The sequence below is a fragment of the Bacillus sp. REN3 genome, from assembly GCF_017912555.1.
In the GTDB taxonomy this organism is placed as follows: domain Bacteria; phylum Bacillota; class Bacilli; order Bacillales; family Cytobacillaceae; genus Mesobacillus.
Map to the genome: position 1 here is coordinate 1 of NZ_JAERSD010000036.1, position 24,474 is coordinate 24,474.

At 44.2% G+C, this 24,474-nt stretch carries 24 protein-coding genes and 1 other RNA gene; 15 read left to right on the top strand and 10 right to left on the bottom strand.

The window, feature by feature from the left end; genetic code table 11:
* Nucleotides 1–310: 310 nt before the first annotated feature.
* Nucleotides 311–1,003: a Crp/Fnr family transcriptional regulator gene (locus tag JJQ88_RS19945; protein WP_210367796.1), complete on the bottom strand. Its 693-nt coding sequence runs from the start codon at nucleotides 1,001–1,003 to the stop codon at nucleotides 311–313.
* A 443-nt stretch (nucleotides 1,004–1,446) separates the two neighbouring features.
* On the opposite strand from JJQ88_RS19945, the gene JJQ88_RS19950 reads away from it, so the two are divergent.
* From JJQ88_RS19950 to JJQ88_RS19985, 8 genes are all read left to right on the top strand, one after another.
* Nucleotides 1,447–3,723 (top strand): DEAD/DEAH box helicase, encoded by a 2,277-nt coding sequence (locus JJQ88_RS19950; protein WP_210367797.1) that lies wholly within the window; start codon nucleotides 1,447–1,449, stop codon nucleotides 3,721–3,723.
* 15 nt (nucleotides 3,724–3,738) lie between these two features.
* Entirely contained in the window at nucleotides 3,739–5,016 is a 1,278-nt protein-coding gene (locus JJQ88_RS19955) for a ribonuclease H-like domain-containing protein (protein WP_210367798.1), read from the top strand.
* Nucleotides 5,017–5,392: 376 nt separating this feature from the next.
* Nucleotides 5,393–5,665, top strand: coding sequence for a CotD family spore coat protein (locus JJQ88_RS19960; RefSeq protein WP_210367799.1), 273 nt, complete (start codon nucleotides 5,393–5,395; stop codon nucleotides 5,663–5,665).
* 259 nt (nucleotides 5,666–5,924) lie between these two features.
* Nucleotides 5,925–6,485, top strand: coding sequence for an SLOG family protein (locus tag JJQ88_RS19965; RefSeq protein ID WP_210367800.1), 561 nt, complete (start codon nucleotides 5,925–5,927; stop codon nucleotides 6,483–6,485).
* Nucleotides 6,486–6,564: 79 nt separating this feature from the next.
* Nucleotides 6,565–6,864, top strand: coding sequence for a cell division regulator GpsB (gene gpsB, locus JJQ88_RS19970; RefSeq protein ID WP_210367818.1), 300 nt, complete (start codon nucleotides 6,565–6,567; stop codon nucleotides 6,862–6,864).
* A gap of 83 nt (nucleotides 6,865–6,947) precedes the next feature.
* Nucleotides 6,948–7,335: RNase P RNA component class B (rnpB, locus tag JJQ88_RS19975), an RNA gene on the top strand.
* Nucleotides 7,336–7,472: 137 nt separating this feature from the next.
* Entirely contained in the window at nucleotides 7,473–8,615 is a 1,143-nt protein-coding gene (locus tag JJQ88_RS19980) for a THUMP domain-containing class I SAM-dependent RNA methyltransferase (protein WP_210367801.1), read from the top strand.
* A gap of 114 nt (nucleotides 8,616–8,729) precedes the next feature.
* On the top strand, nucleotides 8,730–8,897 hold the full coding sequence (locus tag JJQ88_RS19985; RefSeq protein ID WP_210367802.1) for a hypothetical protein: 168 nt from the start codon (nucleotides 8,730–8,732) through the stop codon (nucleotides 8,895–8,897).
* Between the two features lie 238 nt (nucleotides 8,898–9,135).
* Here the strand turns inward: JJQ88_RS19985 and JJQ88_RS19990 are convergent, their stop codons facing one another.
* The 5 genes from JJQ88_RS19990 to JJQ88_RS20010 form a co-directional block, all read right to left on the bottom strand.
* Nucleotides 9,136–9,441: a metal-sulfur cluster assembly factor gene (locus JJQ88_RS19990; protein WP_210367803.1), complete on the bottom strand. Its 306-nt coding sequence runs from the start codon at nucleotides 9,439–9,441 to the stop codon at nucleotides 9,136–9,138.
* A 12-nt stretch (nucleotides 9,442–9,453) separates the two neighbouring features.
* Nucleotides 9,454–10,698 carry a hypothetical protein gene (locus JJQ88_RS19995; protein ID WP_210367804.1) on the bottom strand — a complete coding sequence of 415 codons (1,245 nt, stop codon included), beginning with the start codon at nucleotides 10,696–10,698 and terminating at the stop codon, nucleotides 9,454–9,456.
* A gap of 4 nt (nucleotides 10,699–10,702) precedes the next feature.
* Nucleotides 10,703–10,918, bottom strand: a complete 216-nt coding sequence (locus JJQ88_RS20000) for a DUF2249 domain-containing protein (RefSeq protein WP_210367805.1) — start codon at nucleotides 10,916–10,918, stop codon at nucleotides 10,703–10,705.
* Nucleotides 10,905–11,159: a DUF2249 domain-containing protein gene (locus JJQ88_RS20005; RefSeq protein ID WP_210367806.1), complete on the bottom strand. Its 255-nt coding sequence runs from the start codon at nucleotides 11,157–11,159 to the stop codon at nucleotides 10,905–10,907. The genes JJQ88_RS20000 and JJQ88_RS20005 overlap by 14 nt, the downstream gene beginning before the upstream one ends.
* Before the next feature lie 227 nt (nucleotides 11,160–11,386).
* Nucleotides 11,387–12,085 carry a Crp/Fnr family transcriptional regulator gene (locus JJQ88_RS20010; RefSeq protein WP_210367807.1) on the bottom strand — a complete coding sequence of 233 codons (699 nt, stop codon included), beginning with the start codon at nucleotides 12,083–12,085 and terminating at the stop codon, nucleotides 11,387–11,389.
* Nucleotides 12,086–12,302: 217 nt separating this feature from the next.
* On the opposite strand from JJQ88_RS20010, the gene JJQ88_RS20015 reads away from it, so the two are divergent.
* A complete protein-coding gene (locus tag JJQ88_RS20015) occupies nucleotides 12,303–14,669 on the top strand; it encodes a nitric-oxide reductase large subunit (RefSeq protein ID WP_210367808.1) in 2,367 nt (788 codons plus the stop codon).
* 19 nt (nucleotides 14,670–14,688) lie between these two features.
* Here JJQ88_RS20015 and JJQ88_RS20020 read toward each other — a convergent pair whose 3' ends face one another.
* Nucleotides 14,689–14,838 carry a hypothetical protein gene (locus JJQ88_RS20020; RefSeq protein ID WP_210367809.1) on the bottom strand — a complete coding sequence of 50 codons (150 nt, stop codon included), beginning with the start codon at nucleotides 14,836–14,838 and terminating at the stop codon, nucleotides 14,689–14,691.
* Nucleotides 14,839–14,979: 141 nt separating this feature from the next.
* On the opposite strand from JJQ88_RS20020, the gene JJQ88_RS20025 reads away from it, so the two are divergent.
* The 3 genes from JJQ88_RS20025 (at nucleotide 14,980) to JJQ88_RS20035 (ending at nucleotide 17,827) form a co-directional block, all read left to right on the top strand.
* Complete coding sequence (locus JJQ88_RS20025) at nucleotides 14,980–15,213, top strand: DUF2249 domain-containing protein (protein WP_210367810.1); 234 nt, start codon at nucleotides 14,980–14,982, stop codon at nucleotides 15,211–15,213.
* 135 nt (nucleotides 15,214–15,348) lie between these two features.
* Nucleotides 15,349–16,854, top strand: coding sequence for a carboxypeptidase M32 (locus JJQ88_RS20030; RefSeq protein ID WP_210367811.1), 1,506 nt, complete (start codon nucleotides 15,349–15,351; stop codon nucleotides 16,852–16,854).
* A gap of 67 nt (nucleotides 16,855–16,921) precedes the next feature.
* The gene (locus JJQ88_RS20035) at nucleotides 16,922–17,827 is read left to right on the top strand and encodes a DMT family transporter (protein WP_210367812.1); all 906 of its coding nucleotides are present in this window, start codon (nucleotides 16,922–16,924) and stop codon (nucleotides 17,825–17,827) included.
* 33 nt (nucleotides 17,828–17,860) lie between these two features.
* On the opposite strand, the gene JJQ88_RS20040 is transcribed toward JJQ88_RS20035, so the two are convergent.
* Genes JJQ88_RS20040 through JJQ88_RS21370 form a run of 3 tightly spaced genes read right to left on the bottom strand, consistent with a single transcriptional unit; the run spans nucleotide 17,861 to nucleotide 20,169 of the window.
* Nucleotides 17,861–19,516, bottom strand: a complete 1,656-nt coding sequence (locus JJQ88_RS20040; protein ID WP_210367813.1) for a b(o/a)3-type cytochrome-c oxidase subunit 1 — start codon at nucleotides 19,514–19,516, stop codon at nucleotides 17,861–17,863.
* The gene (locus tag JJQ88_RS20045; RefSeq protein ID WP_210367814.1) at nucleotides 19,516–19,992 is read right to left on the bottom strand and encodes a cytochrome c oxidase subunit II; all 477 of its coding nucleotides are present in this window, start codon (nucleotides 19,990–19,992) and stop codon (nucleotides 19,516–19,518) included. Before JJQ88_RS20045 ends, JJQ88_RS20040 begins: the two co-directional genes overlap by 1 nt.
* 27 nt (nucleotides 19,993–20,019) lie before the next feature.
* Entirely contained in the window at nucleotides 20,020–20,169 is a 150-nt protein-coding gene (locus JJQ88_RS21370) for a cytochrome c oxidase subunit 2A (protein ID WP_246861316.1), read from the bottom strand.
* A gap of 1,091 nt (nucleotides 20,170–21,260) precedes the next feature.
* On the opposite strand from JJQ88_RS21370, the gene JJQ88_RS20050 reads away from it, so the two are divergent.
* From JJQ88_RS20050 to JJQ88_RS20060, 3 genes are all read left to right on the top strand, one after another.
* Complete coding sequence (locus JJQ88_RS20050) at nucleotides 21,261–22,034, top strand: SDR family NAD(P)-dependent oxidoreductase (RefSeq protein ID WP_210367815.1); 774 nt, start codon at nucleotides 21,261–21,263, stop codon at nucleotides 22,032–22,034.
* Between the two features lie 466 nt (nucleotides 22,035–22,500).
* A complete protein-coding gene (locus JJQ88_RS20055) occupies nucleotides 22,501–23,586 on the top strand; it encodes a type III polyketide synthase (RefSeq protein WP_210367816.1) in 1,086 nt (361 codons plus the stop codon).
* A 1-nt stretch (nucleotide 23,587) separates the two neighbouring features.
* Nucleotides 23,588–24,157, top strand: a complete 570-nt coding sequence (locus tag JJQ88_RS20060) for an isoprenylcysteine carboxyl methyltransferase family protein (protein ID WP_210367817.1) — start codon at nucleotides 23,588–23,590, stop codon at nucleotides 24,155–24,157.
* The last annotated feature ends 317 nt before the right edge of the window (nucleotides 24,158–24,474 follow it).

Sequence of the window (24,474 nt, forward strand, 5' to 3'; positions counted from 1 at the left end):
ACAGTCTTTCCCTCCATCTATCTGCTTCATTTACTCTGTACCACCTTCGGCAGTAAGGACTTTGTTTTGTTATGCAAACTCATCCAATGGTACCTAGCCTTATATGAAGTTCGTGTTCCTCAGACCGGAGGTTTGCCGCTCGCTTCCTTCAGATTCCGCGTCACCGCGGACACCCTTGCGTTAAGCTAACCACTACTACTGCCTTCATGGCTCGGGACTTACACCCTATAGACTGCACCCATGCCGGGCGCACATAAAAAAAGCCCGCTGCCTGAGCAGCGGGCTTTTAAACCGGTTTTTCGGAGGCCGGCTAGATCAATTCATCCAGCAATTCTTCAGAATCAAGGATCATATCGCCTTCCAGATTGGACTTGATCAGCCCATCCTTCTTCATCTTTGTCAATGTCCTGCTAACGGTTTCCCGTGTGGTTCCAATCATATTTGCCAAGTCCTTATTCGTGAACTCTGATTTTAGCAAGATTTTGCCATCGGGCAGTTCTTCTCCATGGAGCTGGGCCAGTCTGACAAGCAGCTTGATGATTTGTTCGTATGTATTGTTGAGGATTTGTGCTTCCAGCCGGTCTTGCAAATCGACAATCTTTTCTCCCAGCACCTTAAACACTTTGATGCTGAGCTGGGGATTTTCAACGAGAACATTTTCAAATTGGGAAATCGGCACAACGACAAGGGAAGAAGGTTCAATCACTTCAGCGAAAGCAGGATAACCTCCTTGCCGGAAGAAACCGACATGAGGGAACATTTCCCCTTTTTTAAGAATGGCGACGATTTGCTCTTTGCCATTGGCATCGCTTTTATAAATTTTGATCTTGCCTTCGTGTATGAAATAAACATTTTCCAGCGGATCTCCCTGCAAGAAAACATGACTGTTTTTGTTCCACTTCCTGGAGATTGATATCTCCAGGATTTTATCAAGTTCCCGGTCATCAAGACCACGGAAAAGAGTGAATTTGGAAAGGACATTTTTTATTTCTTTTTTATTCACTATCAACACCTCATTCTTAATTGTAACAAAAAAATCCTTCTGGGATAGGGAAATAAAAATAATACCGTTCCGAAGCGGCGATCAGCCGATAAAATAGCAGAGAAGATCCATGGACTGGGGTACTTGTAACCGCTCCTTGAGACAGGAAATAAATAGGACTGGGCATTTGCTGTCTTTCGCTAACCGTAAACAATATAGGCTGTTTTATAAAAGATTGTTTGGAACGAGAGGTGCGGGATTCGGCGGAATCAGCGGAAAGTTGAAAGCCTACACGCGCTTTTGCACCGAGGAAGCTCAACTATTTCCCCGTGGAAAGCGAGCAACCCGGAGTGTAAATCCATTTATTAACAAACAAAGAAGTTTACGGAAACAGCAAAAATTATTTCTTTTTGCTTTTGCAACGAACGTTTATTCGCTAAAATAAGGTTATTGAGGTGAACGCAATGAAAGTCCGCAAAAGCTTACAAGAAATTTTGACTGAATTAAAAGTATCAGATCAAATAAAGAAAAATATTGTCCACTGGCATACAATCGAACACAAAGAAGCCAGGACGGAGGAAATGCCTGAAGACTTAAGTGACATTTTAAAAACGGCTCTGGAAAAAAGGGGGATATCCAGACTTTACACACATCAAAGATCGTCCTACGAGCAAATCAAGGCGGGGAAGAGCATAGTGGCAGTTACCCCAACTGCTTCCGGGAAGACATTGTGCTACAATTTGCCTGTCCTCCAGTCGATCATCAATGATGCCAATACAAGGGCCCTTTATCTTTTCCCGACAAAAGCCCTCGCACAGGACCAAAAAAGCGAGATCAATGAACTGATACAGGAGGCAGAATTAACGATCAATAGCTATACATATGATGGGGATACGCCATCCAATATCCGCCAGAAGGTCAGGAGAGCAGGCCATATTGTCATCACGAATCCCGATATGCTTCATTCAGCGATCCTGCCCCACCATACGAAATGGGTGTCACTTTTTGAGAATCTGAAATATGTGGTGGTTGATGAGCTCCATATTTATCGAGGCGTTTTTGGAAGCCATGTAGCGAATGTGATCAGAAGGCTGAAACGGATTTGCAGATACTATGGAAGTGATCCTGTCTTCATCTGTACTTCTGCCACAATCGCCAACCCCCTTGAATTGGCGGAAGGGTTGACGGAAAAAGAAATGGTGCTGATTGACAATAACGGTGCTCCATCCAGCAGGAAACATTTTTTATTTTACAACCCTCCTGTCGTGAACATCCCTCTGAACGTCCGGCGCAGTGCCACACTTGAAACCCGCCGCCTTGCAGGTGAATTTTTGAAGAATAAAATCCAGACGATCGTTTTTGCAAGGAGCAGGGTACGGGTCGAAATCCTGCTCACCTATTTACAGGAACTGGTGAAACATAAATTAGGTCCCAAAGCGATCAGGGGTTACAGGGGAGGGTATCTTCCCACTGAAAGGCGTGAAATCGAAAGAGGATTGAGATCAGGGGAGATATACGGAGTTGTCAGTACAAACGCCCTCGAATTGGGTGTTGATATCGGGCAGCTTCAGGTATGCATCATGAACGGCTATCCTGGAACGATCGCCAGTGCCTGGCAGCAGGCTGGGAGGGCAGGAAGGAGGCATGGAGAGTCTGTCGTCATCATGGTCGCAAGCTCCAGCCCGCTTGATCAGTATGTCATCCAAAATCCGGATTACTTTTTTACCAGGAGTCCTGAAACGGCCAGGATCAATCCCGATAATTTGATTATATTGATTGACCATATAAAATGTGCCTCATATGAACTTCCTTTCAAGAAGGGAGAACGATTTGGATCCGCAGAGATAGAGGAGATACTTGAATACCTGGTTGAGGAACGGGTCCTCCATCAAAATGGGGACAAGTGGTATTGGATGAATGAGGCATTTCCTGCCCACAATATCAGCCTTCGTTCCGCCTCCCAGGAAAATGTAGTGATCGTAGACCAATCAGATGTTGCAAATGTCAGGGTGATTGGAGAAATGGATACTTTTTCAGCAATGACATTGCTGCATGAAGAAGCTATTTATCTCCATCAGGGAATCCAGTTCCAGGTAGAAAAACTTGATTGGGAAGAAAAGAAAGCCTATGTCCGCGAAGTCGATGTGGATTATTTCACCGATGCGAACCTGGCAGTTCAACTCAGTGTATTGGAAGAAGACAGGCGGCGCAGCAAAGAAGAATTTGAAATTGGCTATGGAGATGTAAGTGTCCGAGCAATGGCGACGATATTCAAGAAAATAAGGTTCGAGACCCATGAAAATATAGGCTCCGGGCCGATTTTCCTGCCTGAGCAAGAGCTGCATACGAGCTCTGCATGGATTTCGCTCAATAAAGATTTATCCGAATTCGGAGAAGACAGGCTGGAACAGGGGCTTATTGGAACTGCGCAGGCATTGAAGCATATCGCTCCATTGTTTGTAATGTGCGATCCCTCTGATGTGCATGTCGTCCCGCAAGTAAAGGCCGCCCACAATGAAAAACCGACGATTTTCTTTTATGACCGTTATCCAGGCGGGATTGGACTCAGTGAGAAGGTCTATGCCGGCATGGAAGAAATCCTGAACCAGGCAATGGCCATGGTTGGAAACTGCCACTGTGCAACAGGCTGTCCCTCATGTATTGGAACGGATGCCCTTTCGATTCATTCAAAGAAAGATGTTGTCAAAATCCTTGATCTTTTCATGAAAGCCGCTGGGTAGGAGGGAGGGAAAGGGATGAGTTTGAAGAACAAGCTGAATCGCCTGAAACCGCATATCAAAAGCGGGATTGGGAGGAAGATGCCGGAAGCCGTAAAACAGGGAACTGAACATGGAATACCATTTCTTGAAATTTGGGAGCGGGAGAATACCGTCCCGTTTTATTTCGATGGACAGTACTGCTTCGTGAGGGAAATCATCTACCCGCTTGATCACCGTCATGGACACTACCACTTCCATGACTTCTTGGAAGCCGTCTCCCTATGGAACAGTGAATCAGTCAGCCATCCGCTTTCTTCCGCGGGCCACTGTGCGGAAGACCTGGTGTTTTTTGATACGGAAACGACAGGCCTCGGAGGGGGGGCTGGAAATACAATATTCCTTCTTGGCCATGCGAGTGTCCGTGGGGATTCAATCCAACTTAAGCAACATATCCTTCCAGGGCCCGGAGAAGAAGTGGCCCTTTACCAGAGCTTCCTGCAAAATGCCGACTACAAAACATTAGTGACATATAATGGAAAAGCATTTGATTGGCCGCAGGTTAAGACAAGGCATACTTTGGTCCGTGATCATGTCCCACAGCTTCCAGCCTTTGGCCACTTTGATCTTTACCATGCTGCAAGAAGGATGTGGAAGCATAAGATAGAAAGGATAAAACTGAGCATCGTCGAAGAAGAAGTGCTTGGGCTTAAGAGGAAAGATGACATTCCCGGCTTCCTTGCTCCAATGATTTACTTTGATTTCCTCGAACGGAAAAATCCTGAGGGATTATTGGGAGTCATCAAGCATAATGAAATGGATATACTGTCTTTGATCACCCTGTACACCCACCTCACTTTTCAGCTTTTAGGCATGGATTCAAGCCAGTCCTCAAGAGAGGTTTTCGAGGTTGGCCGCTGGTACTCCTACCTTGGAGAGTCAGGTAAGGCAAGGGAAACGTTCAGCGGACTGGCAGAATCGGGAAATGACCAGGAAATTGAGGCAAAACATGCTCTGGCATTTGAATTTAAACGGAACAAGGAGTGGGAAAAAGCCATCCCCCTATGGAAAGAATCAGCTGAAAGGGGCTCACTGCAAATAAGAAAAGAGGCGTGCATCGAACTGGCCAAGCATTTTGAGCACAGGGAAAAGAATTTCAAGTCTGCCCTGGATTATTGCATGAGAGCTAGGGATCTTCATGGGGATAGTGGCGGAAACACAAAGAAAGATGGACGTTTTTCGGAAATGCTATCGAAAAGAATCGCAAGGATTTCCCGGAAGGCATTTCCCGGGAAAGCGCATAATTCTGCAGAGTGAGCATTATTTCAGCAGTTATCGACAGGGACCGGGGGATTGTAACAAATCCTTAACAATTTTATGGCAGAAACCATCGAAATCCTATTGTATATAAGGTTGCGACACTGTAAAATGTAAAAATGTATGGACAAATACATTATTTTTTTTTTACGGGGCTGGTAGAAATGTACAAAGCAGTTTTGGTTCTCTTTTTTATTGTTGTCTGTTTGACCGCAATCATTCTTAATGGATTAAAGGACAATTTTTACGCTTTCTTTTAATGGATTACGCAAGGTTGACGAATGAAAAATAGGTATTTTCATTAGTACAAGATGCATCGCTTCTTCATAGGCTGTTAATGTATACAATAAGTCTATCAGGAAAGGAGTTATGCACTATGTATTGCAAGCCAACGCATGTTTGCCCGACAGTGGTCCATCCGACGAAGCAATGCGTAAACCACAATTTTGTCAATAATCTGGTACCGCATGTACATCCTACACATACAACGAATATTAATCACATCAATTATGATCACGTCCATTATTTCCCGCATACCCAGTCTACAGTGAACCAGGTTACGAGCCAGAACTTTTACGGCGGTCCTGGACCTGTACCAGGTCCAGGTCCAGGATACGGCTTCGGACCAGGAATGGGATACGGCCGATAAGTCATTTTTGAAACAAGGGCTGGGAAGCCCTTGTTTTTTAAAATTCTGTTTATTCATGGCGCGATTTTTATGGGTTGCTGGAAATGATTCCGTGGTTTATAGTTGACCAGAGCATCTCCCAAATAGCCGGTACCTTGTCCAGGAATCAGCAGACAAATGCAAGGCAGCCTTTTTAAAACTGAAAATGAGGATTAATATTCACACATAATAGGGAATACAATCTATATGTAATCAAGGTACAGCGAGTTGGTGGGATTTAATGGCGAAAATAGTTGCAATTTCAGGCTATAAACCTTTTGAATTAGGGATTTTCCAGCAAAATCACCCGGCAGCAGAATACATAAAAACAGCAATCAGGAAAAGCTTGCTTGCTCTTCTTGACGAAGGACTTGAATGGGTGATGATCAGCGGACAGCTTGGGGTGGAACTTTGGGCGGGAGAAGTTGTGATGGAGCTCCGGGAGGAATACCCTGATTTGAAACTGTCTGTCTTCACGCCTTTCCTCAACCAGGAAGAAACATGGAATGACACGAACAAGGAATGGTATGGTTCCATCCTTGCCACGGCCGACCACGTTGATTCAATTACCAGGAAACGATATGAGAACCCCTGGCAATTCAGGCTGAAAAATCAATTCTTTGTTGAGAAAAGCGACGTGTTGCTCCTTCTATATGACCCTGAAAAGGAAGGCAGCCCGAAATACCTGTATGAGACTGCGCAATTATTTGCAGAAAAACAAAACTACGATATAAGGCTGATCACTCTTTATGATCTGCAAATGATAGTCGAAGAAGAACAATTAAAAGAACAAGGTTTTTAATCCAGTGGAAAGAAAAATTGACAAATCGCTGTGTTTTTGAAAAAATAAAGTGGACGATTGGGGTATTGAGGTGAATGGAATGCTATCCGATAAAGTACAGTTGACTGCGAAAGAAATTTTGGAAAAAGAATTCAAAACAGCCATGCGTGGGTATAAACCAGAAGAGGTGGATAAATTCCTTGATGTGATCATCAAGGACTATGAAGTGATGCAACAGGAAATAGAAGAACTTCAGCAGGATAATCTCCGTCTGAAAAAACAGCTTGACGAAGCATCGCGCCGTCCAAGCACACAGGCAGCCGGCACAACAAATTTCGACATTTTAAAAAGGCTCTCAAATCTCGAAAAGCATGTATTTGGTGACAAATTGTACGACTGAGCCATATTTTCCTATGTTTTGAAATCAATTACCATTGCTTTTCGATATGGAATTTCATATAATACAATATGTATCATTTAATAGCGTTCGGGTAATCGCTGCAGCTATGCTGCAGAGGAAAGTCCATGCTCGCACAGGCTGCGATGCCTGTAGTGTTCGTGCCTGGCCAATTCATAAGCCAGGGCAGCCGGGCAGTTGCTCAGTTGACGGCCGGGAAAACGCCTAAGTCGGTTTCCGATATGGTGTGAATACCTGTAAAAGTGCCACAGTGACGGAGCCTTCCCAGAAATGGGAAGGGTGGAACGAGGTAAACCCCACGAGCGAGAAACCCAAATGATGGTAGGGGCATCTTCCTGGAGGAACTGAACAAAGGGAAGGACAGATGCTTTGCGTCTGTAGATAGATGATTACCACCGGAGTACGAGACTGACGTCGTTTGCAGTACAATGGTACAAAACATGGCTTACAGAACGTTATTAATGGATATTAATGAGTAATTGACCAAGCTCTCCTTTTGCAAGGAGAGCTTTTCTTATGTATATTTGTTTTAGTGGCGGTTAGGAATGCATTATAACTATACACAAATTTCAGTGAGTAAGGGTGAAATGATGAAGAATTTCGATTTGGTTGCCACTTCCGCAATGGGACTTGAAGCGATTGTCGCAAAGGAAGTAAGGAACCTTGGATACGAATGTGAAGTCGATAACGGCAAGATTACATATAAAGGCGATGCGATGGCAATCGCGAGAAGCAATCTATGGTTGCGGACAGCCGATCGGATAAAAATAAAAGTCGGCGAATTCAAGGCATACTCATTTGATGAATTGTTCGAGAAAACCAAGGCGCTTCCATGGGAACAATTCTTACCGGAGGATGCAGAGTTCCCCGTTTCGGGAAAATCGGTAAAATCGAAGCTCTTCAGTGTATCTGACTGTCAGGCAATTGTCAAAAAAGCGATTGTTGAGCGGATGAAGAAAGCGTATAGAAAGACGACATGGTTTGAAGAAAACGGACCTCTATACAAAATCGAAGTCTCACTTCACAAAGATGTCGCTACGCTGACGATCGATACAAGCGGCAGTGGCCTCCATAAACGCGGCTATCGGACTGGCCAGGGAGAAGCGCCATTGAAAGAAACACTTGCCGCGGCACTGATTATGCTGACGAATTGGAATCCTGACAGGCCCTTTGTTGATCCTTTTTGCGGATCAGGGACGATTCCGATCGAAGCTGCTCTAATCGGACAGAATATTGCCCCTGGATTCAACCGTGAATTTTTGTCTGAAGAATGGGGGATGATTCCTGAGTCTGTATGGGATGAGGCGAGGACTGAAGCCGAGGATTTGGCAAGATACGACCAGCCGCTGGACATAGCAGGAATGGATGTCGATCATAGGATGGTAAAAATCGCAGAAGAAAATGCCTTTGAAGCTGGCCTTGGAGATCTTATCACCTTTAAGCAGATGCGTGTTCAGGATTTTACGACAAGAAAAGAATACGGTGTGATTGTCGGTAACCCTCCCTATGGAGAAAGATTGGGGGAAAAGAAGGCTGTGGAAGACATGTACAGGGAAATGGGAAGGACGTTTGCCCCTCTTGATACGTGGTCAATCTACATCCTGACATCTAATGAAAACTTTGAAAAAGTATATGGGAAGGCTGCAACGAAAAAAAGGAAATTATTCAACGGCTTCATTCGAACGGACTTTTACCAGTATTGGGGTAAACGCCCGCCGCTCGCTGAAAAATAGATGGAAGAAAACTGCAGGAAAGCTCCCGATCGTTACGGGAGCTTTTTATCATGGAATAATATTGACTTTCTGAGAATAAAATATCTTTATCACTGAACTGACTGGGGGATGGCAATGAACGATTCATTTATTGATTTTCACAAAATTTCACAAGCGTTGTCCAGCTGCTCGGAAGCATTAGCCGATAGCTTCCGGCCGGATGATGTGCAGCTGGATCATTTGCGTGAAGCGGAAGCGAATCTGCGGCAGGCATTGTCATTTAGCCTTTCGACTACCAGATAATATCAAACGACTCCAATGCAATTGGAAAAACACGCCGCAAAGAATGCTGTTGGACTGCAACAGCATTCTTTGCGGCATTTTCGGCCGCTTCAGTTTGCTGACAACTGGTTCAACTAATCATTTCTCATGTATCATTAAATAATTAAGGTCGCAGATCGAAGATCAGCCTCATACCAAGAGAGAGAAAGTCTGTTACTGTCCAGTCAGTCAATCCCAATCCCAATCCTTCATTCTGTTATTATGGCTGCTGCAACATCCTTCTACCTTCCTCCGTCATCCGTTCAGGAGACCAGGCAGGCTCCCACGTCAATTGGACGTCCACAGCACTAAACTCTTCCATTCCCTCGACACAATACTTGATTCCGCTGAGGATGCTGTCATGCAACGGACAACCAGGTGTTGTCAGTGTCATCAGGATCCTTGCAGCTCCGGGTTCCAGAATATCAATATCATAAATCAACCCCAAGTCGACAACGTTGATATTCAGTTCTGGGTCGTAAACCGTTTTCAAATTTTCTTTTATTTTTTCTATTAAAGGGTTCATTTTAATTCCTCCTCATTTTCGAATTACTTTTACTACCGCCCCACTAAAAATGGTCACTGCGGCCAGCATGAGCCCCTGCCCGATATAAAAAAATTGCAGCATTTTCAAACCTAAGCTGATGACTATGATAAAAACGCTTGAACAGAATAATAAAAATAGCGGCAGAGCGATTTTCTCATCTATCATTTCCTTTAGCGCTGGCACCTTTTGCTTGCCGATTTCCTTGCTGTATTTGTGTGTCCACCATAAAAAAGGAACGATTTTATATAAGTAACCAATGATGCTGAAGGCAATCCAGGCAAAAAGATAAAGGAAGATAAGAACTCCAGCAAATTTTGAAAACACACCGGCGGCTGCACTGACAAAAACCATCAAGTGGATGAACACACCAAGAACGATTGCAAGCAAGGCAAACTGGAAGGGACGGTCGAGTTTTCTCTTGACACGCCTATCAATGATCAGCTTTATATGCCAGGCGAACAGGACGAATCCGGCGAATAGCAAAAATGTCCCCATAATGGAATATGAGTTGCTGTCTGCGATAAACGAATACAGTGTGGTTATTAAACCTAGAGCATAGATGGCAAAAAGGAAAGGGGCCGGCTTCATCGTGTATTCATGCGAGAGTGAAAACATTGGCACCATTTTATAGGAAAAACCAAAAATCAGTAACGAAAACCATCCTGCCGTCCCCAAGAGGATATGGCTGTGGAAAATCGCCTGAAAATACTCAGAAGCAAAACCGGTTGCCATACTAATGACAAGCGTCAAACCAAGCGAAACTGTTCCGAGCAGCGAGAAAAGGGCAGCACAGATAAATAAGGTCAGGACGGTGGCTTTTGCCTGGGATTTCAAAGTCATGAACATTTGGACCAGGAACATTAATATCCCTGTCAGTGTCAGGATTCCGGGAAAAAGAGCGTGACCAGGATTGATGTACAGAAACAAGGCAAAGGATCCAATGCCGGAGGCGGTGACCGTGAACTGTACAAACCCGAATCTTTCATTCCAGATTGGAGTCAGGAAAGCAACTGGCACCAGTTGATACATCGCTCCCATCACTGTCATCAAGGCCCAGCCAAGCAGGAATAAATGGGCTGAAGCCCAAATCGCTGGAGTCCTGAAGGCACCCGAAACAAGCAGATCCCCATTAAGGAGCATCAGCAGCTGGGAAAGGATGAGGGCCGGCATGCTGAATCCGATAAATGCGAACGGCAATTTTATGTTCGTTTCATTTCCTTTTGTTTGCGGCAGCATCCAATCACCCTGCTTTTCTGGAAATCGTTACTTTATAGCTTCCATCTTCCAGCTGTTCTGTAAAATACGAATAACCCATTTTATCAAGCTGCTCAAAGAGGAACATCGGCCTGCGGTCATTGAGAATCACAAGGGGTTGGCCATCGTCCAGCCTCTCAATCGCAGCGAGCGTCCTCATCATTGGCTGCGGAGGTTCCAACCCGCGGTTATCGAGAATCATCCTTTTCCCCTCCTTTTTTTGTGAATATGATTCTATAATGTTTAGCTCCGATTTTTTCGGCCTCGTATTCAAATCCTTTTGCCTTCAAGACTCCGTATAACGGGACAGGCTTGAACGGGACATGAAGGATGAAGATGTCATTCGCTGAGAGGCAGGAAATCGCATTCATTATTTTTGCGAAAGGTTCCAGCTTATTTTGGATATCTTCCCTTACATCCAGCTCGATTGTTTTGTGCTCCATTACAGTCAACTCCCTAAACGATTCAATTTGATGTGAACAACAAAATTCTTGTTTCAGCTTCGGAATCACCACCCCTTCATGTGGCAAAGCCTTTGGGTCCCCTACAGGCAAGAACACCAGCCTCTTCGCGGTCAGACAAAACTATAGGGGAATATATCCATTCCCGTTGAGCCAGATATGTCCACTGCAATCTCTCAATTGTCCTTACAGTGGGTTACAACGATAAATCAATTAACAGTAAAAAGCTCCTGATGAAGTTTCTCATGGTCGATTAGGTAGCAGCCATCCTCATCCAATTGCAGAAAGTCCTTCTTTTTTAAATAGTTGATGGTCCGGCTGACCGTCTCCCTCGATGTACCAATCATATTGGCAAGCTCTTTATTCGTAAAATGGGCCGTGATTCTGAAGCCATTTTCCTTCTTTTCGCCATTTGTCCTGCATAGCCGGAGAAGGAGCATGATGATTTGTTCATAAGAATTGTGCAGGATCTGTTCTTCGAGCCGTTCTTGCAAATCGACGATTTTCTCCCCCAACACCCTGAATAATTTAATCGATAATCCAGGGTAGGAAATGAGGATTTCCTCAAATTTTGATATAGGGATGACGATCAGACTGGAATCCTCCATCATCTCTGCATGTGCCGGGTATAGGCCTTTCCTGAAAAATCCGGCATGGGGGAACATTTCACCAGTCTCCAGTATGGAAACAATTTGCTCCCTGCCGGATGGGTCCGTCTTATAAATCTTGACCCGTCCGGAATGAATGAAGAACACTCTGTCTAATGGATCACCCTGCATGAAGGCATACATCCTATTTTTGAAGAACCTGGGCTGGGCGATTTCAATGATCGGGTCAATCTCCTCAGTGGACAATTCTTTGAAAATCGGAACTTCTTTCAATTGTTTTTGGATTTCTGATCTATTCATATAATTCGCTCCCTGCTTTGCGGTAGTGGTTTATGCTTAAAGTTTATCAATCTATCTTTAGAAGCTAAGTGACCTGAATCATATTTTGAAATTTTTTTGAAAATATAGATCATCACTGTGTGAAAAATCACACTGAACAAATGAAGTACTTCACAATTCTCAATTCAAGATGCTTATAAACTAAAAGAGTAAACCAAAGGAAAGGGAGGTATGGAACATGGAAATTCAACGAGGAGCTTCCACCAGGGCAGTCGTGAAGAAAAACAGGAATTCGCTGCTTAAATCCGTACTTATCATTACATTATTGCTTAGTTTCACCGTACTTCTGACTGGGGGATACTGGATTTTCAAAGAGATGGCTCCCAGGCCGCTCGAAGTAACAAGTGAGAAAGGGGATATCATCTTAACGAAGGAAAGCATCATGGGAGGGCAAGCCGTTTTCCAGAAATACGGGCTAATGGATTATGGAACAGTACTGGGCCATGGATCTTATATGGGCCCTGATTACACAGCTGAAGCATTGAAAGTGTATACAGAAGGGATGCAGGATTTTAGGGCACGTGAAAAGTATGGCAAGGATTTCAAGGGATTGGGCAAAGAAGAACAGACGATCATCAAGGATTCTGTGACAAAAGAAATCCGTCGAAACCGGTATACACCAGATACCGATAAGCTGATCTTGACAGACGCACAAGTATATGGACACAAGAAGGTTAGGGAATATTACCATGTGATTTTCACTGAGGGAGATCACTGGGGACTGAAGCCAGGACTGATTAAGGAGAAGCACATGCCTGATGGAGACCGGGCATGGGTATCAAAGGGCGATCAAATTGAACAAATTTCTGATTTCTTTTTCTGGACCGCATGGCTGTCCAGCACCGAGAGACCCAATGATGAAATAACCTATACAAACAACTGGCCATATTACGAAGATGCAGGCAATACGATGTCATTTTCGGCAGTATGGTGGAGCGGTGCCAGTGTGACAATCCTCATCCTGTTCGTTGGTTTGATCCTTTTTCTATTCTATCGTTACCATCTTGGGATGCAGGAAGCATATTCGGAAGGCAACTTTCCAGAAATCAATCTCGAAAAACAGCCTTTGACATCGTCTCAAATGAAGACAGGGAAATACTTCGTAATTGTCTCTGTGCTATTTTTCGTCCAGTCAATGTTCGGGGCGTTGCTGGCGCATTATTATATCGAGCCAGACAGCTTTTTCGGGATGAGATGGATTCACGACATCCTGCCATTTAATATCACAAAAGGTTTTCATCTGCAGTTAGCCATTTTCTGGATTGCCACCGCCTGGCTGGGAATGGGAATCTTCATTGCGCCGCTTGTCGGCGGACATGAGCCAAAGCGCCAGGGACTGCTCGTTGATATCCTGTTCTGGGCACTGGTCATCCTTGTTGGGGGCAGCATGGTCGGCCAATGGCTTGGTGCCAATGGGTATCTCGGAAACAACTGGTTCCTGTTAGGGCACCAGGGCTGGGAGTATCTCGAACTAGGAAGGATTTGGCAATTCATCCTTGCTGCAGGAATGCTGATCTGGTTGTACATTGTGTTCCGCGGAATCAAAAGCGGACTGAAGCGTGAAGCGGATAAGGGCGGCTTGATCCATCTGTTGTTCTATTCCGCGATTGCCGTACCGGCGTTCTATCTTTTCGCCTTCATGATCAATCCTGGGACGCATTATACTTTCGCTGATTACTGGCGCTGGTGGATCATCCACTTATGGGTTGAAGGGATTTTCGAAGTATTTGCAGTCGTAGTCATCGGTTTCCTGATGGTTCAAATGAAGCTTGTCACGAAAAAATCAACGGTCAAAGCGCTTTACTTCCAATTGATCCTCTTGATGGGCGCAGGCGTTATCGGAATCGGCCATCATTATTATTACAATGGTTCAGCTGAAGTATGGATCGCTTTAGGTGCGGTATTCTCTGCTTTGGAGGTTATTCCGTTGACTTTGCTGATCCTTGAGGCGTATGAGCAATATAAAATGATGCGTGACGGAGGAGTGGATTTTCCTCATAAAGGTACCTTCTGGTTCCTGATTTCAGTCGCGATTTGGAATCTGGTCGGTGCGGGTGTGCTGGGATTCCTGATCAACCTGCCGGCCGTAAGCTTTTTTGAACACGGCCAGTTCCTTACTCCGACCCACGGCCACGCTTCAATGATGGGGGTATATGGAATGTTTGCCGGGGCGGTCCTTATTTACTCCCTTCGGAATATTGTCAAGCCTGAGAAATGGAGTGACAAATGGGTTAAATTCATCGTCATTATGCTGAATGCCGGATTAGCAGGAATGGTTTTCATTTCGTTGCTCCCAATAGGCTATCTGCAAATCAAGGAAGCATTTTTCAATGGCTATGCTGCTTCTCGTTCATCGGCATTCCTGCAGAAAGATACTGTTGAAATGCTGCTTACTATCAGAGCGGTTCCTGATACGATTTTCCTGATTGGAGTTGCAGCACTCGCGATATTCAGTATCAAGGCATTGTTCAATCTCCGCAAAGTAACCCATAAGGAAGAGGAACCGCTTCCGGTGAAGGATCTGGCGGTTGATGAGGAAGACTAAAGAAAAGGCTCCCGCAAGGCTACCGTCTTGCGGGGGTATCTTTTTCGGTGTTTTTTTCAAAGCAATCGAAGCAATAGATTTTTCCGTCCAAATGGACACCATTAAGGAAGCCGTCAAGGCAGTAAATATCCTTCCCGCAAGCCTGGCAGATTCCTACTAGTTCTTTCATGATCTCCACCGCCTTAATTGTTAGAATGTGATTTTGATTAAATTAACTATATCATAGTGCTTATGTGACCAGGCTCACTATTTGAATGGGATTTCGAAATTATAATTAAGGTGCAAACTAAAACGAAAAGGAGAGAGACAAATGACTTTTAATGTGATTATCAACGTCCCTGACTATGAACCGAGGGATAAACATCCCACAATCTTTAAAAATTTCGACGCGCTCGAGCCGGGGGAATTCATGCAGATCGTAAATGACCATGAACCAAGGCCGCTACAATATCAATTCATGATGGAACGTCCTGAGGCTTTTTCATGGGAGTACCTTGAAGAAGGCCCAGAGACATGGCGTGTAGCAATTGGAAAAACCAAATAAGCTGTACCCAGAAAAAAACCAACCCTCTTTTCTTCCCGCAACAGGTTTACCTGTTGCTTTTTATTTTTCAGGTAAAGGGATTTTTCAGAAAAATATGATAAGATGAAATGAATAGAAAAATATGGGGGGATATGGATGAATAATACGGTACAGACAGAAAAGCAGTTCCTGGAATATATAAAGAAAATGGGAGCATATGCGGAGGCGCTTTCATTGATTTATTGGGATTTAAGAACTGGGGCTCCTAAGAAAGGAGTAGAGCAGCGTTCAGAAGTGATCGGCGTCCTATCTTATGAATTATTCAATATGTCCACTTCTGAAGAGATGGCAGGATACATATCAAAGCTTTCAAATGAACAGAATCTGCCCCCGGTCACGAAAAAAGCGCTGGAAGAATGCATGAAGGATTATAATCGCAACAAGAAAATCCCTGCGGAAGAGTACAGGGAATATGTCATCCTGCAATCCAAGGCGGAAAGTGTGTGGGAAGAAGCAAAGGAAAAGGCTGACTTCGAGAAGTTCAGACCATACCTTGAGAAACTGGTAGAGGCCAATAAGAAATTTATCCAGTATTGGGGTTACGAAGGGAACAAATACAACACCCTTCTTGATATGTACGAACCAGGAGTTACTGTTGATGTTCTGGACCGGGTATTCGGCGAACTGCGTGAAAAAATCGTTCCGCTAGTCCAGAAAATCGCCAATTCACCAAAGCCGCGGACGGATTTCCTGTTCAAGAATTTCCCGAAAGACAAGCAGCGCGCGTTCAGTCTGGACATCCTTAAGCAGATGGGCTACGATTTCGAAGCGGGAAGGCTTGATGAAACAGTCCATCCCTTTGCGATGGGACTAAATCCAGGTGACGTCAGGGTGACAACGAGATATGACGAATCTGACTTCAGGACAGCAGTGTTCGGAACAATTCATGAAGGCGGGCATGCCCTATACGAACAAAATATTACTGGCGAGCTCATTGGCACCCCGCTCAGCGGCGGGACTTCAATGGGCATCCATGAATCACAATCATTGTTTTATGAGAATTTTGTCGGCCGCAGCTACTCTTTCTGGAAGAAGAACTACGATTTACTGCAGCATTATGCGGATGGCCAATTTGAAGGCATCGGGCTTAAAGAGTTTTATCAAGCCATCAATGAATCAAGACCGAGCCTGATCAGGATTGAGGCCGATGAACTGACTTATCCGCTCCATGTAATGGTTCGATATGAAATTGAAAAAGGTTTGTTCAATGATGAGATTGAAGTGAAGGATCTCCCGCAGATCTGGAATGAAAAATATGAACAATATCTTGGGATCAGGCCTAAGAATGATGGGGAAGGGGTCCTTCAGGATGTGCATTGGGCAGGAGGAAGCTTTGGCTATTTTCCATCCTATGCATTAGGCTATATGTATGCCGCGCAATTCAAAGCCGCGATGCTTAGGGATCTGCCTGGATTAGACGAATTTCTTGAAGATGGGAACCTGTTACCAGTGAAAGAGTGGCTTACCGAAAAAGTCCATCAATACGGAAAGATGAAAAAGCCATTGGAAATCTTGATGGACGTGACTGGCGAAGGCCTGAATGCCAAATATTTAGTCGACTATTTATACAGGAAATATAGCCAGGTCTACAAGTTCGCCTGAAGTTTCCTATCATCAGCGGCTGGTACAGGAAAGCGGGCAAAGAAGTTTCTTATAGTGTGGTGAACTTATGTATAAAAATCTGCCATTTTTGATGATTGCATTCGCTGCCTCCATGTGGGGGCTGATTGGCTTTTTCGTAAAAACCCTCTCGGCTGAAGGCTTCAATGCAATGGAAATTGTTACAATCAGGGTGACTGCGGCTGCAGTCATTCTGGTGCTAGCTGGTTTCCTTTTCTATCGCAGCTATATGAAGATCAGACTGAAAGATCTTTACCTATTTATCGGTACAGGAATTTTCAGCATTGTCTTTTTCAATTGGTGTTACTTTACTGCAATCAACCTCATGAATATCCCAGTCGCTGTCTCATTGCTATATACTGCTCCTGCTTTTGTTGCGGTCCTTTCCTTCATCTTTTTGAAAGAAAGCATCAATAAGAAGAAGCTGCTAGCTATTATCCTTACAGTTATTGGATGTACCTTTGCCGCAGGTTTGAACGGTAGTTCAACTTCATTCCCAGCTGCTAGTATCCTGGTAGGCCTGGGAGCAGGATTCGGCTACGCCCTTTACAGCATATTCGGAAAGATTGCACTAAGGACGTACCATCCATTTACTGTCACCATGTATACATTCATCGTCGCTTCTGCTGTCTTGCTCCCATCCACTGGAATCCTGGGTAAAGGTGAAATGATGATGGAAAGCAGAACTCTGCTATTTGCGGCCGGGCTTGGCGTTTTTCCAACGGTGCTTGCTTATTTTGCGTATTCCTGGGGACTTGAGAGAGTGGAGAGCAGTACCGCGGCAATCGTAGCGACACTTGAGCCGGTTGTAGCAACCTTATTGGGCGTCTTTGCCTATGGAGACCGTTTAAGTGTACTCCAATTCCTTGGATCAATGATGATCATTTTTTCTGTAATCGTCGTGAATGCCAAATGGCCAATAAAAAAACAAGAAAGCACTTCACTGTATGAATAGTGAAGTGCTTTAAATTAAATTCAAAATGGACAGTTAGAAAAGTTTATACCCTTTTGAGCCGATTGGCGCGTTTTCAATCATATCGATGAATGGAATCGTATAGGCAAAGAGGATCAGCAGAACAGTGATTCCAAGCCAAAGCTTCCAATTCTCGAACACCAATGGTGTTTTTTCTGCCTCGTCAGCAACTTCGCCAACAGGGAATTCCTCTTGACCCTTAGGCGCGAAGAATGCGAGGTTGATGAAGATATAGAGCATCAGGATGATGCCAATGAACAAGATAGACCCTCCAACTGCCTGTGCAATCTGGTAAGGAATCCACTCAGCTGCTTGTTCTGCACCGCCATAAGTCGAGAATGCGGAACGGCGCGGAGCACCAAGAAGACCGGCAGCGTGCATGCCGCCTGACATGAAAGTCATGCCGATGGCCCAGATAACACCCTGGATGATTGCCAGCTTATTCATTGCTTTTGTCAATACTCTTCCTGTCAGATGTGGAATCAGCCAGTAAGAGATTCCAAAGAACGTCAAGATAACAGATGTTGCAAGTGTTAAATGGAAGTGGCCGGTTACCCAGATTGTATTGTGGACCACTTGGTTAAGCTGGAGGGAAGCGTTGACTATACCGCCGGCACCAGCAGGAATGAAGGCAAGCATTCCAATGAAAGGAACGGTGAACCGAGCATCTCCCCATGGAAGTTCTTTGAACCACCCGAATAATCCTGTAGCGCCTTTTGAACGTCCGAAGTTCTCGAATGTAGCAAACAGCGAAAAAGCGGTCATCAAAGATGGAATGATAACAAGGAAAGTAAGGATGACCTGTAGGAACTTCCATGCAGGATCAATTCCAGGCTCCATCAACTGATGGTGGAATCCAACAGGAACCGAGAATAGCAGGAACAGAATGAATGACATTCTTGCCAACGAATCCGAGAATATTTTCCCGCCAATGATTTTCGGCACGATTGCATACCATGCCATATATGCGGGCAGCAGCCAGAAGTATACGAGCGGGTGGCCGAAATACCAGAATAGCGTGCGGCTGACAAGGACATCAACACGATCCACAAGACCAAGCGACCAAGGAAGCAATTGAAACAATACAGTGGTAGCAACACCTATAGTTGCGATAATCCAAAGCAGTGTATTGACAATTGCCATGAAAGACAACAACGGACTTGGCTTTCCAGGATTCGCCTTCCTCCATGAAGTATAAGCCATGATCAGGGCGGCACCATCAAACCAGCTTCCTACAATTACAAGCGTTAGTCCGATATAATAAAGTGCGTGTGCCTGCAGCGGTGCATAGAACGTATATAGAACAGAAGCGTTGTTAGTCAAAATCATGGCAGCTGCCAAAATTGTGCCGACGGTCATCACCCAAAAACCAATCCAGCCGACAAGACGCTGTTTAGCAGTCAGTGTGCCTGATGTCCGGCTGACGGCAGCGAGCTGAAACCCCATGATAAAAAAGGTAGTCAAGACAAGGCCTAAAACAACCCCATGGATTGTTAGGATCTGATAATATCCTGTCCAGCTAGGCAAATCGAATTTCCCTGAACGGACTAGAGTTTGAAGAAGACCAGCAAGACCTCCGATTGCAAGGGCAATGAAGGCCACATAAAAGTGAGCCATGGCCAGTTTGCCGTCACGGCGGTCAACAATTGCATTTGCAGTTTTAGTAATCATTATTCAACCACCTCAATTTTCGACGTCATCATATGGTGGCCTACACCACAATATTCATTACATACAATCAAATACTCTCCAGCTTTGTCGAAGGTCGTCACATACTCGCTGATGAATCCAGGCTCAAGCATCATATTGATATTTGTGCCTGCCACTTCGAATCCGTGTATGACATCTTTCGTCGTTGCGATTACTTTCACCTTGGCACCTTTCGGAACTTCAATCTGTCCCGGGTTGTATGCGAATGCAGAAGCAACGAAAACAAGTTCATAATCCCATTCTTTTCCCTCGACCTTCTTTAGACCCGGTTCATTGAATGGTGCTGTTGTATCCACTTTTTCCGGATTGATGGTGGCAAGACAGCTTGGAGGCTGGTTGCCCAAGTAAAAAGCGCTTACTCCTATGACTGTAAGGAAAACCAGCAGGGTTGTAACCCCGAAAATTAGCCATATCTTTTCAAACTTATGCATATGCATTACGTTTCTCTCCCCCTTTGACCGCTCTTAAAAGCGATCTAGAAATAAAAAATATACACCTACCCAAGTAATGATCAAAAAGAAACCTAACAAGAAAACGGATACAAGAGTCCCCTTCAAGCTGGATTGATCTTCGACCTTCGTATTCGTTTTTTTACCGTATCCAGGCTGTGCCATACCGGTCCACTCCCTTCGCACTAATTCGTAAATAAATTAATAAGTACAATTTCATAATACAAAACAATCACGAAACGTAAATATGCTTTCACACAGTTCACAAATTGTTCATACATGATATATTTACTATGTTAATGATGAAAACTTATAAACACAGTGATTTAAGTCACATGAGAGGGCGGGTAAATGTGACTAATCTGTGAAAAAAGGATTGTGAGAGTATGAGCAATTTGTTACGATGCCAAATTTAGATGTGACAAAACCGGTTGACAATTTTAAAAATCGATTTAAGTGATGGGGCTAAACTGTGGAAAATAAGAGCCCTTTAGGATTTATACAGGATCGAAAAGGAAATTCCTTGAAACTGCTAACGGAATTTCTTCGAACATGGATCAATTGAAGAAATCTTCTAATAAAAATCATTTGGAGAAGCTGGGTGGCATAACTTGATTAAGACCGTACTCATTTTTCCTTGGCAGTGACCTGTATTGGACTAAACGATGAAAATAGACCCATTCGGCTTTATGAGGAACCTGTTTGGGAACAATCCTTTCAAGAATGTTCCCAATCACCAATATCTGGGGCCAATTTGGGCACAAACTCGTCAAGCGTGTTTCCTTTTTTCCAAGGTGAGGACCTTTGTGGCAACGCCATACGAAAAGCAAGCATCCTAAAGAGGAAATCCACCACAAAAAAACACCAAAGCCAATGATTTAAAAACTTTTTCAGTTGCCTTCCCTTGAAAAAATTCCTTTTTACGAGGTTGGGTAAGTGCGGAGGAGGAGCACCCTTTTCCTTTTTCAAAATACACTGTTAGAAAAAGGATTTTTCGGGAAGTGAGTGTATGGAAAGGTTTTATTGTGAATATTGCCGCCTCCTTTATGAAGAAATGATGACTTGCAGGAATTGCGGCTGTACAGCAGAAAATAAAATATTGATTGAAATCCAAAAACAGCCAGAGGAAAAATAAGCTAAGTCAGATGCAAGCACCGTTTCACGGTGCTTTTCCCATTGCGTCAAGCATGGCGGCACTGTTCTAACACTCATTGTGATAAAATAAAGAATATTTCAATGAAAGAAGGGTGATGGAATTGTTTTTGCCATCGTTTCAGCTGGAAGGGAAAAAGGCAATCGTAACAGGTGCAGGACGTGGAATCGGTCGGGCATTGGCCATTGGTCTTTCAGAAGCCGGGGCGGATGTCGCGTTGCTGTCTAGAACAGAAAGTGATTTGGAGGAAACGGCCGAAGCCATTCGGGCACTCGGAAGAGAGGCTCTTGTCAAACCAACAAATGTGACCGACAGGAATCAGGTACATAATGCTATTACTGAAATACAAGCAAACTTCGGCAAAATCGACATCCTTGTCAACAACGCAGGCATGAATATCCGTTCGAAGGCGCTCGAAGTCACTGATGAAGAGTGGGAAACAATTGTCGATACTAATCTTAAGTCAGCATTCATGATGTCCCAGGAAGCAGGAAAAGTAATGAAAGAGCAGTCTTCTGGTGGACGGATCATCAATATTTCATCAGTTGCAGGACATGTTGCATTAAGGACTGGGGTAGTCTATGCCGCGACGAAAGCGGCGCTTATACAGATGACCAAGGTCCTTGCGATGGAATGGGGGCAATATGGAATAAATGTCAATTCGATTGGCCCGTGGTATTTTAAGACTCCGCTGACAGAGAAACTTTTAGCCGATGAATCCTATGTGAAGGATATCCTTGGCGTTACCCCGCTCAAAAGGATTGGTGAGCTGCCTGAGCTTGTAGGGCCGGTAGTTTTTCTTAGCTCCGATGCGGGCAGTTATGTGACCGGTCAGACATTGTTTGTGGACGGCGGGATGACCATCCATGGATTTTAATCGTTTTCCAGCTGGAAAAGATTTAATGATGCCATAACCGGACAGGCATTGTATAATAGAATTGCACGACAACTCCTTCAAAACTTTGGACTTCTCCTTCTGGGGAAGTCTTTTTTTCTTTGGTCGCAATAAAAGTGTACCTTGAAAATGGTTCAAACATATGGACGCGGGATAGATGCGTGAGTCATTTTTTAGGCAAGGCAAAAACAACTTTTCCTCCGGGTGTCTAATTATTCCGTTGCCATGCGGACGTCTTTACCGAGCCGAAATCGGTAGGGGTGCTTGGCTTTTTTCTAAAAGGGGTGTTTTTCCTGTAAATCGTTAAAGGTTGGATTACGAATATAATCTGTAATAAGGCAACATTGCTTACGCGTCCAATTAATTAAACAAGCCAGTTTTAGTTTGGGTGCATACTCTTCAGGGAAATGGAAAAAGTAACCGTACATACATGTGAGGAGAGTAAAGTATGCCTAGAATCATTTCCGCGGCCGAGGCTATCCCGCCTTTTTCAATTGAACAAGAACAGGTCATGGATTTTGCCGAAAAGCTGTTCAGTGAATCTTTCAAGGATATAAAGAGGCTATTGACCGTTTTCGAGAATGGACAAATTGAGAAACGACATTTTGCAAAAGACCTGGATTGGTTCGAAAAGGACCATACATTTGAAGAGAAAAACAATGCTTATATCGAATCAGCGGTCAAGCTTGGGGCAGAAGCAATCATCAAGTGCCTGAGGAATGAAGAATTCCTGGAGAGGGAAATAACGTTCGGAGAAATTGATGCCATCTTCACTGTCAGCAGCACGGGCCTTTCAACACCAAGTCTCGATGCGAGAATCATGAATGTTCTGCCATCCTCCCAGTATATGAAAAGGATTCCTCTTTGGGGCTTAGGGTGCGCAGGAGGAGCTTCCGGACTGTCCAGGGCATATGAATATTGCCTTGCTTATCCAAAAGCCAAGGTTCTTGTCCTCACAATCGAATTATGCAGCTTGACCTTCCAGCGCAATGACAGGTCAAAGAGCAATCTTATTGGCACCTCCCTATTTGCTGATGGGATCGCCTGCGCGCTTGTATGCGGCGAGGAGTCGGGTTACGAACGGGTAAGCAAAATGAAATCTTTACCAAGGATCATCGGAACCCAATCAACAACCATGCCCAATTCATTGGATGTGATGGGCTGGGATATTAAGAATGAAGGTCTTTATGTCATTTTTTCCAAGGATATTCCGACAATCATTGAGGAGTGGCTGCAGCCTAATGTAATTCGCTTTTTGGCGGAACATGAGACTGGTATCGAACAGATCAGCCATTTCATAGCCCATCCCGGCGGAAAAAAAGTGCTTCAAGCGTATGTATCAGCTTTGGGCTTGCCTGAGTCGATGATAGAGGTTCCGCTGAATGTATTAAAAGAATATGGAAATATGTCATCCGCGACGATTTTATATGTCTTAAGAAGGTTCATGCAGTCAGCGAAAGAGGGGGATTATGGTCTAGCGGCAGCTCTTGGGCCAGGTTTCAGTTCGGAATTGCTGCTGATGAGGTGGGATTAGGATGGCGTTCATCTTTTTTGCAGGCTTTATCATTTTTCAGAGGATCGTTGAATTGAAAATTGCTAAAAGAAACGAAAAGTGGATGAAAAACAAGGGAGCGATTGAATTAGGGCAAGGACATTACCCGGCGATGGTAATGATTCATACAGCCTTCTTCATCAGCTATATCAGTGAAGTGATATTGCTTGATAAAACACTTACGCGTTATTGGCCCTGGCTGATGATGGTCTTTCTCCTCACCCAGGCGATGAGGGTGTGGTCACTTATGTCGCTCGGGAGATTCTGGAATACAAAAATCATAATTCTGCCAGGAGCGAATGTTGTTAAGAAGGGGCCCTACAGGATGATCAAGCATCCTAACTATTTGATTGTTACTGTAGAATTGATCATTATCCCGTTGATGTTCAATGCCTTTTTTACATTCGTTTTATTCACGATTTTGAACATCCTGATTCTTTCCATCAGGATTCCTGCTGAGGAAAAGGCTCTGAAACAGCTTACTGAATATGAAGCAACATTCACCCAACAGGGGCGGTTCGTGCCGAATTTGTTAAAGAAGTATGACAATTAATGGCCATGCATTGAAAATGATAATCAACAGTGGTACAATTTCCTTAGAGATGAAAATGATTCTCAGTAAATATCGAATTCCAAGGATGGTGTAATCTATGGTTTCGTTGTTTGTTGTATCTACTGTAGCTGTTTATTCCTTGCTTATGAAATATGTATTAAGTAACGTCCTGAAATCCCATTGAAAGAATGTTTCCCTCTTGAAATAACCCGGACCATTGTCCGGGTTTTTTGTGTTTCACGTGCCCAGGCAAGCCGTTAATTGCTAGTTGGTGAAAGTCCAATCTGAGTAAGTGCCAAGACGCTCAGTAGCTGACA

Coding starts and splice junctions, on each gene's coding strand:
- JJQ88_RS19950 (WP_210367797.1), top strand. CDS start 1,447: ATGAAAGTCCGCAAAAGCTTACAAGAAATTTTGACTGAATTAAAAGTA.
- JJQ88_RS19955 (WP_210367798.1), top strand. CDS start 3,739: ATGAGTTTGAAGAACAAGCTGAATCGCCTGAAACCGCATATCAAAAGC.
- JJQ88_RS19960 (WP_210367799.1), top strand. CDS start 5,393: ATGTATTGCAAGCCAACGCATGTTTGCCCGACAGTGGTCCATCCGACG.
- JJQ88_RS19965 (WP_210367800.1), top strand. CDS start 5,925: ATGGCGAAAATAGTTGCAATTTCAGGCTATAAACCTTTTGAATTAGGG.
- gpsB (WP_210367818.1), top strand. CDS start 6,565: ATGCTATCCGATAAAGTACAGTTGACTGCGAAAGAAATTTTGGAAAAA.
- JJQ88_RS19980 (WP_210367801.1), top strand. CDS start 7,473: ATGAAGAATTTCGATTTGGTTGCCACTTCCGCAATGGGACTTGAAGCG.
- JJQ88_RS19985 (WP_210367802.1), top strand. CDS start 8,730: ATGAACGATTCATTTATTGATTTTCACAAAATTTCACAAGCGTTGTCC.
- JJQ88_RS19990 (WP_210367803.1), bottom strand. CDS start 9,441: ATGAACCCTTTAATAGAAAAAATAAAAGAAAATTTGAAAACGGTTTAC.
- JJQ88_RS19995 (WP_210367804.1), bottom strand. CDS start 10,698: ATGCTGCCGCAAACAAAAGGAAATGAAACGAACATAAAATTGCCGTTC.
- JJQ88_RS20000 (WP_210367805.1), bottom strand. CDS start 10,918: ATGATTCTCGATAACCGCGGGTTGGAACCTCCGCAGCCAATGATGAGG.
- JJQ88_RS20005 (WP_210367806.1), bottom strand. CDS start 11,159: ATGGAGCACAAAACAATCGAGCTGGATGTAAGGGAAGATATCCAAAAT.
- JJQ88_RS20010 (WP_210367807.1), bottom strand. CDS start 12,085: ATGAATAGATCAGAAATCCAAAAACAATTGAAAGAAGTTCCGATTTTC.
- JJQ88_RS20015 (WP_210367808.1), top strand. CDS start 12,303: ATGGAAATTCAACGAGGAGCTTCCACCAGGGCAGTCGTGAAGAAAAAC.
- JJQ88_RS20020 (WP_210367809.1), bottom strand. CDS start 14,838: ATGAAAGAACTAGTAGGAATCTGCCAGGCTTGCGGGAAGGATATTTAC.
- JJQ88_RS20025 (WP_210367810.1), top strand. CDS start 14,980: ATGACTTTTAATGTGATTATCAACGTCCCTGACTATGAACCGAGGGAT.
- JJQ88_RS20030 (WP_210367811.1), top strand. CDS start 15,349: ATGAATAATACGGTACAGACAGAAAAGCAGTTCCTGGAATATATAAAG.
- JJQ88_RS20035 (WP_210367812.1), top strand. CDS start 16,922: ATGTATAAAAATCTGCCATTTTTGATGATTGCATTCGCTGCCTCCATG.
- JJQ88_RS20040 (WP_210367813.1), bottom strand. CDS start 19,516: ATGATTACTAAAACTGCAAATGCAATTGTTGACCGCCGTGACGGCAAA.
- JJQ88_RS20045 (WP_210367814.1), bottom strand. CDS start 19,992: ATGCATATGCATAAGTTTGAAAAGATATGGCTAATTTTCGGGGTTACA.
- JJQ88_RS21370 (WP_246861316.1), bottom strand. CDS start 20,169: ATGGCACAGCCTGGATACGGTAAAAAAACGAATACGAAGGTCGAAGAT.
- JJQ88_RS20055 (WP_210367816.1), top strand. CDS start 22,501: ATGCCTAGAATCATTTCCGCGGCCGAGGCTATCCCGCCTTTTTCAATT.
- JJQ88_RS20060 (WP_210367817.1), top strand. CDS start 23,588: ATGGCGTTCATCTTTTTTGCAGGCTTTATCATTTTTCAGAGGATCGTT.